Origin of the sequence: Stenotrophomonas sp. 278 (genome assembly GCF_003935715.1) — a bacterium.
GTDB lineage: Bacteria > Pseudomonadota > Gammaproteobacteria > Xanthomonadales > Xanthomonadaceae > Stenotrophomonas > Stenotrophomonas maltophilia_AH.
Genome location: NZ_RHPP01000171.1, coordinates 1 through 7,635 on the forward strand (window position 1 = coordinate 1; position 7,635 = coordinate 7,635).

Here is a 7,635-nt window from a genome sequence, read left to right on the forward strand (position 1 = left end):
ACTCGGCGCAGCCGCGCCGCGACTTCGCCGACCTGCGCGCCCCGGCCGACGGCCTGATCTCGAAGCGGCTGGTGCAGCCGGGCCAGGTGGTGTCGGCTGGCACCGAACTGCTGCGCCTGATCCGCGATGGTCGCCTGGAATGGCGTGCCGAACTGCCGGAGGATCAGCTCACCGGCGTGGCGGTCGGCAATCCGGTGCAGTTGCCGTATGGCGGGCAGACCATCACCGGCCGCATCCGCGCGGTCACCCCGGGCGTGGACGCGCAGACCCGCACCGGCACTGTCTACGCCGACCTGCCCGAACCGGGCACGTTGAAGCAGGGCGTCTATGTCGAAGGCCGCATCGTCACCGGCGACGGCGAAGTGCTCACCATTCCGACCGCGGCCATCGTGCAGCGCGACGGACACAGCTATGTGTTCAGCGTCAGCGACAAGCAGCAGGCCACCCGTCATCGCGTGCGCACCGGCCAGGCACTGCAGGGCCGCACCGCAATCCTGGAAGGGCTGAAGGCCGGCGACAAGGTGGTGGTGGACGGGGCGGGCTTCCTGGGTGAAGGCGACCGCGTGCGCGTGGTAGACGCCAGCGCTGCCAAGAAGGCGACCGCGCAATGAATTTCTCCGCCTGGGCGATCAAGCGCCCGTTACCCGCCCTGCTGATCTTCTTCGTGCTGTGCGTGGCCGGCCTGTGGGGTTTCCACCAGCTGCCGGTGGCGCGCTTCCCGGACATCGCCTTCCCGATGACCACGGTCACCGTGACCCAGCCGGGCGCGTCGCCCAGCCAGCTGGAAGCGGAGGTCACCCGCAAGGTGGAAGATTCCGTCGCCACGGTGAACAACGTCAAGCGCGTGATCTCCTCGGTCAGCGAAGGCGTCAGCACCACCACGATCGAGTTCCAGCTGGAAGCCGACCTGGCCACCGCGCTGGACGACACCCGCGACGCGGTCACGCGCATCCGCACCGACCTGCCGCAGGACATCCAGGAACCGGTGATCTCCAAGGTGGATATCGGCGGTTCGCTGATGACCTACGCCCTGGTCGCGCCGCACATGACCCCGGACGAAGCCAGCTGGTTCGTCGACCGCGACATCTCTCGCGCCATGTATGGCGTGCCGGGCGTGGCCCGGGTCACCCGGGTGGGCGGCGTGCAGCGCCAGGTGCGGGTCGACCTGGACCCGAACGCGCTGATCGCCATGGGCATCACCGCCGGTGATGTCTCGCAGCAGCTGGCGCGCATCCAGGTCGAGCGCGCCGGCGGCAAGGCCGAGATCGAAGGTGCGCAGCAGACCATCCGTACCCTGGGTACGGTAGCCGATGCGCAGGCGCTGCGTGACTACTCCATTGCCCTGCCGGATGGCCGCTCGGTGCGGTTGTCCACGCTGGCCAAGGTGACGGACGCTGCCGCTGACCCGACCGAAGCCGCGCTGCTGGATGGCGAGGAGGTGGTCGCGTTCTCGATGTCGCGCACGCGTGGCTCCAGCGAAGTGAAGGTGGAAGCCGGCGTGCACGAGGCGCTGGACAGGATCAAGGCCGAACACCCCGGCATCGACTTCAAGCTGGTCACCACCGCCATTGATGAGACGCACCGCTCATACGATTCGTCGATGACCATGCTGTACGAGGGCGCGTTGCTGGCGCTGCTGGTGGTATGGCTGTTCCTGCGCGACTGGCGCGCCACCTGGGTATCGGCGTTGGCGCTGCCGTTGTCGATCATTCCCACCTTCGCGGTGATGTACTTCTTCGGCTTCACCCTGAACATGATCACCCTGCTGGCGTTGTCGGTGGTGGTCGGCATTCTGGTCGACGATGCGATCGTGGAAATCGAGAACATCGTGCGCCACCTGCGCATGGGCAAGCCCCCGCTGGAAGCAGCGCGTGAGGCCGCCGGCGAGATCGGCAACGCAGTGATCGCCACCTCGCTCACCCTGGCGGCGGTGTTCATCCCGGTGGCGTTCATGCCCGGCATCGCCGGCAAGTTCTTCCGCGAGTTTGGCTGGACCGCGGCCACGGCGGTGCTGTTCTCGCTGCTGGTCGCGCGTCTGCTGACCCCGATGATGGCGGCCTACCTGCTCAAGCCGCACGGCGAGGAGAAGCCCGAGTCGAAACTGATGACCTGGTACCTGGGCTGGGTCGACGCGGCACTGCGCCATCGCGGCCGTACCCTGTGGCTGGCGACCGGTCTGTTCGTGGCCTCGCTGGCACTGGTGCCGCTGATCCCGGCCACCTTCATCCCGCAGTCCGACCTGGGCCGCAGCAACCTCAGCCTGGAACTGCCGCCGGGTACACGCCTGCAGGAAACCGTGGCGGTGGCCGAACAGGCGCGCGCGCTGCTCAAGGACATGCCCGAACTGAAGCAGGTCTACACCGCGGTCGGCAGCGTGCTCGATCTGGGCGACCCCAGCGCCACGGGCGTGGGCGAGCCGCGCAAAGCCACGCTGGTGCTGGATTGGGGACTGGCCGACGACCGTGACCGCGATCAGCGCGTGCTGGAGCGCGAAGCGCGCAAGCGCCTGGCTGACCTGCCCGGCGTGCGCGTGAGCTATGTCAGCTCCGAGCCGGGCAACCTGCTGCAGCTGGTGCTTTCCGGCGACGACCCGCAGCGCCTGCAGGACGCTTCCACCGCGTTGGAACGCGACCTGCGCGGCATCCAGGGACTGGGCAGCGTGACCTCCACCGCGTCGCTGCTGCGCCCGGAAATCCAGATCGTGCCCAACCCGGCGCGCGCCGCCGACCTGGGCGTGGCCACGGCGGACATCGCCGAAGCGGCTCGCATCGCCACCGCCGGTGACTACGAACAACGCCTGGCCAAGCTCAACCTGCCTGACCGGCAGGTGCCGATCCGGGTCGGCTTTGCCGAAGCCGATCTGGCCAACCCGTCGCTGGTGCACCAGTTGCGCGTGCCCGGTCGTGACGGCCCGGTGCCGCTGGCCGCGGTGGCCGACATCCAGCCGGGCAGCGGTCCGTCCCAGATCTCGCGCTATCAGCGCCAGCGCAACGTCACCCTCACCGCCGAGCTCAACGGTCGCCCGCTGGGTGAAGTGATGACCGAGCTGCAGGCGCTGCCCACGGTGAAGAAGCTGCCACCCGGCGTCACCTTCCTCAACACCGGCGATGCCGAGGTGTTCGTGGAGCTGTTCATCGGCTTCCTGCTGGCGATGGCGGCTGGCCTGATCTGCATCTACATGGTGCTGTTGCTGCTGTTCAATCATGCGCTGATGCCGGTCACCATCCTGGCGGCGGTGCCGCTGTGCGCCGGCGGTGCATTCGGTGCGCTGCTGATCACCCAGAACATGCTCTCGCTACCGGCGCTGATCGGCCTGCTGATGCTGATCGGCATCGCCACCAAGAACTCCATCCTGCTGGTGGACTACGCGGTAATGGCCGAGGACGAGCAGGGCATGAGCCAGCATGATGCACTGATCGATGCCTGCCGCAAGCGCGCACAGCCGATCATCATGACCACGCTGGCGATGGGTGCCGGCATGATGCCGATCGCGCTGGGTTTTGCCGGCGACTCCAGCTTCCGCGCGCCGATGGCCATTGCGGTCATCGGTGGTCTGATCACCTCCACGCTGCTCAGCCTGATCGTGATCCCGGCCGCTTTCACCGTAGTGGATGACGTGGGCGAATGGCTCTCGCGGAAGTTCCGCCATCGCTCCTCGCATCATTCGCACGCGGCGGGCGAGTGAGGGGCTGCCGACGGAGGTTCGAGACCTCCACTGGAGCACAGTGTCATGTGGAAGTCACCCGCGCTGTCGATACTCCGGCGCGTCTTCCATCCCCCACTGAGACCCCATGCGCATTGCCGGACGTGTTCCCCGCATCACCCTGCTGGCCCTGACCCTCACCGCCGCGCTGGACGTACTGGCGGCCGAGAATGCCCCCGTTGACGATGCGCGCACGCTGGACCAGGTGCAGGTGATCGGTCAGGCCACCAGCTACGCCAAAACCAGCGTCAGCCAGGAGACCCTGCAGCGCCAGCAGATCATCGGCAGCGTCAATGGCGCTCTCAATGAACTGCCCGGTGTCGTTGTCAGCGAAGCAGACGCCACCGGCTCATCGGTATGGGGCACGCAGATCAGCATGCGTGGCTTCGTCACCAACCGTGACACACAGCAGATCGGCACCACCGTTGATGGTTTGCCCAACGGTGGCTCCGGCTACGGCGGTGGATCGCTGGCCAACCGTTACATCGACACGCTCGACCTGGAAACCATCGAGGTCAGCCAAGGTACGGCGGACATCTCTTCGCGCTCCAACGAGGCACTTGGTGGCACCCTGAACTTCCTCACCAGTGATCCGCTCAGCGAGCAGCGCCTGCGCATGGTGGTCGGGGCCGGTGACAACGACATGCGCAAGTACTACGTGCGCTATGACACCGGCGTGCTCGGCGGGCACACCCGCGCCTGGATCAGCGCCTCGTCGGCACGGGTCAGCGACTGGATTGACGGCAGCGGCAAGACCAGCAATGACCACGTGGCTGCGAAGTTCATCACCGAGCTCGACCGCTGGACCCTGAGCGGCTATGCCTCATACAACGACGCCGACGAGCCGGAGTACACCAGCGTCACCCCGGCCGCCTTTGCCACCAACCCCAGCCGCGACGGCCTGACCGGCACGCTCACCGGCATTCCCAACCTGGACCAGAACTACCGCTCTGGTTCGCGCGCGCTGCGCGAGAACACCTTCGCCTACCTGCGCGGCGCGTTCGACAGCGGCAACGGCTTCAAGGCCACCCTGAGCGGCTACATGCACAAGATGGAAGGTCGCGGCGACTGGCTGCCGCCGTACCTCGTGCAGGCACGCAACGACGGTGCCGGCGCACCGGAGTCGGAATACCTGGGCGGCAGCACCAGCTACGGTGGCAGCGCGCTGGGCCAGTTCTATTTCGTCAATCCGGACGGCAGCGCCGCGCAGATGATCGCCGGCTGCACCCCGCGCGCGGGTTTCAGCGCCGAGTACGACCCCAACTGCTATGCCGCCAACGTGCAGGGTGTGCAGTCCTACCGCCACACCCACTACGACAACGACCGCGCCGGCGTCACCGCCGATGTCGAATGGACGCAGGAACTTGGGCCAGTGAACAACACGGTCCGCGCCGGTCTCTGGCTGGAGAAGTTCGACCGTACCGCGCGCCGCGACTGGCACCGCCTGCTCAACGTGGGTACCGACATCGGCTTCGACCAGCAGCCGTACTGGGTGCAGTTCGAAGATGATTACAGCACCGACGAGCAGATGTACTACGTCGAGGACGTGGCCCGCTTCGGCGCGTTCAGCGCCCGTGTCGGCGTGAAGCAGTTCTTCGTCGACCAGACCCGTCACCGCACCATCGGCGCGGCCGAGAACGTCCGTTCGGATTCGAAGTCCGACCCGCTGATCTCCGCCGGCGGAACCTGGATGCTGCCAGGGGAGGGGCTGGAAATGTTCGCCGGCTTCTCGCAGAACTTCGCCGCCATTCCGTCCGGCGTGCTGGGGGAGACCGATCCCCAGCGCTTCGCCCGGGTAGAGCCTGAAACCGCCGACAACATCGAGCTCGGCCTGCGCATCAGCCGCTGGCCCTTGACCGGTTCGATCACCCTGTACAAGATCAAGTTCGACAACCGCATCGTCTATCTGCCGGCGCGCCTGGCCGATGGCATCGACTATCTGGATGAAACCGATGGCGTGTACGAGAACTTCGGTGGCGTGGAAAGCAACGGCGTGGAAGCCGCACTTGGCTACGGCTGGGACAACGGCTGGCGCATCAACGGGGCCTATACCTGGAACCGTTCCAAGTACCTGGGCAGTGGCAATGCCGACCGCGACGCCGCGCTGGGCATCGTGGACGGTGCGCAGGTGATCGGTCAGCCGCGCCACATGCTGGTGATGTCGGCCGACTGGCAGGGCGAGAACTGGAACTTCGGTCTGTCCGGCCGCTACCTCGGCGAGCGCTATCTCGACGCGTCCAACAGCGCGAAGCTGTCGTCGGCCACGGTGTTCAACGCCAACATCGGCTTTGACCTGCAGACACTGTCGCCGAAGCTGAAGGGCGTGGGCGCGAGCATCGTGGTCAACAACCTGACCGACCGCAAATACCTGGCCGGCGTGGATGGCAGCAACTCGGCTTTCATCGGCGCACCGCGTACCGTCGGCTTCTCGGTACGGGTTGACCTGTGACCGATATCGGTCGTCGTCGACTGCTGAAGGGGGGCATCAGCGCCGGCATCGCCGCGCTGATGCCCAGCATCGCGCGGGCCGCGGCCATCGCGCCCGATGCGCGCACCCGCAGCCTGCAGGACCTGCAGCACATCGTGGTGTTCATGCAGGAGAACCGCTCGTTCGACCACTACTTCGGTACGCTGCCGGGGGTGCGCGGCTTTGGCGACCGTTTCGTCGCACCCGCAGCGCCACTGGCAGCGGGACAGCCGGCGCGTACGCTGTGGCTGCAGCCCAACGCCGCCGGCACACGCGGAATCGCACCGTTCCCATTGGACACGGCTGCGCGATTCGGGGTCATGCGGGTTGAGGGTACGCCGCATACCTGGCCCGATGCACAGCGCGCCTGGGATCACGGGCGCATGGCGCACTGGCCGGTAGCCAAGCAGGATCACGCGATGGGGTATTACCGTCGTGCCGATTTGCCATTCCAGTTCGCGCTCGCCGAGGCGTTCACCGTCTGCGATGCCTACCACTGCGCGATGCAGGCCGGCACCAACCCGAACCGCCTGTTCCTGTGGACCGGACACAATGACCCGCACGCGCGCCACGGCGGACCGGCGGTGGCGAACTCGCACGACAACTTCCCCGAACTGGGCGGCAATCCGGACAGCTACACCTGGGCCACCTACGTGGAGCAGCTGCAGCAGGCCGGCGTGGACTGGCGCATCTACCAGGACATGGCCGACAACTTCACCGACAACCCGCTGGCCGGGTTCGAGACCTTCCGCCAGGCCTGGCGCGACGCGCCCGGGCATGATGCACAACTGCGCGACCGTGGCGTGACCACGCGCGGTCTGGCCCAGCTGCGCGAGGACGTGCAGCGGAGCCGACTGCCACAGGTGAGCTTCATCATTGCCGATGCCGCCGGCAGCGAGCATCCCGGACCGTCCAGTCCGGCGCAGGGGGCAGCGTATACCGCACGCGTGCTGGATGCCTTGACCGCGAATCCGGAGGTCTGGAGCCGCACCGCACTGCTTCTGATGTTCGACGAGAACGACGGGTTCTTCGACCACATGCCGCCGCCGGCCCCGCCTTCGGCTGATGCCTCGCGGCCCGGCGGATGGGCGGGGGCCTCGGCGGTGTCCACAGAAGGCGAGTATCACCAGCATGCCTCACCGGGCAACGAGAAATCCGACCCGCTCGATCTGCGCGGGAGGCCGTATGGCCTGGGCCCGCGCGTGCCGTTGTACGTGATTTCACCGTGGAGCCGCGGTGGCTGGGTGGACTCGCAGGTGTACGACCACACCTCAGTCATCCGCTTGATCGAACGCCGCTTCGGGGTGTCTGCACCGCAGCTGTCACCCTGGCGGCGCGCGGTGTGTGGTGATCTGACTGCTGCGTTTGATTTCTTGCGCACCGACGAGCGTCCGTTCGTGGGCACGTTGCCGGCCACCGCTGAGACCGCTGCCCGCGCCGCCGCGCTGCCCGGGCGAACCGTGCC

Annotated in this window: 4 protein-coding genes; all 4 read left to right on the forward strand. The window is 67.1% G+C overall.

The features are described from left to right. The coding region (locus EGJ34_RS19300; RefSeq protein ID WP_125362072.1) for an efflux RND transporter periplasmic adaptor subunit at positions 1-611 on the forward strand (611 nt) is incomplete at its 5' end. Next, entirely contained in the window at positions 608-3,685 is a 3,078-nt protein-coding gene (locus EGJ34_RS19305) for an efflux RND transporter permease subunit (protein WP_125362073.1), read from the forward strand. The genes EGJ34_RS19300 and EGJ34_RS19305, both read left to right, overlap by 4 nt. Before the next feature lie 106 nt (positions 3,686-3,791). Then, on the forward strand, positions 3,792-6,152 hold the full coding sequence (locus tag EGJ34_RS19310; protein ID WP_125362074.1) for a TonB-dependent receptor: 2,361 nt from the start codon (positions 3,792-3,794) through the stop codon (positions 6,150-6,152). Beyond that, positions 6,149-7,635 (forward strand): phospholipase C, phosphocholine-specific (locus EGJ34_RS19315; RefSeq protein WP_125362075.1); only part of this gene is annotated, 1,487 nt, incomplete at its 3' end. The genes EGJ34_RS19310 and EGJ34_RS19315, both read left to right, overlap by 4 nt.

Bases quoted from the DNA above. Each gene is read 5' to 3' on its own strand.
- EGJ34_RS19305 (WP_125362073.1), top strand. From the start codon at position 608: ATGAATTTCTCCGCCTGGGCGATCAAGCGCCCGTTACCCGCCCTGCTG.
- EGJ34_RS19310 (WP_125362074.1), top strand. From the start codon at position 3,792: ATGCGCATTGCCGGACGTGTTCCCCGCATCACCCTGCTGGCCCTGACC.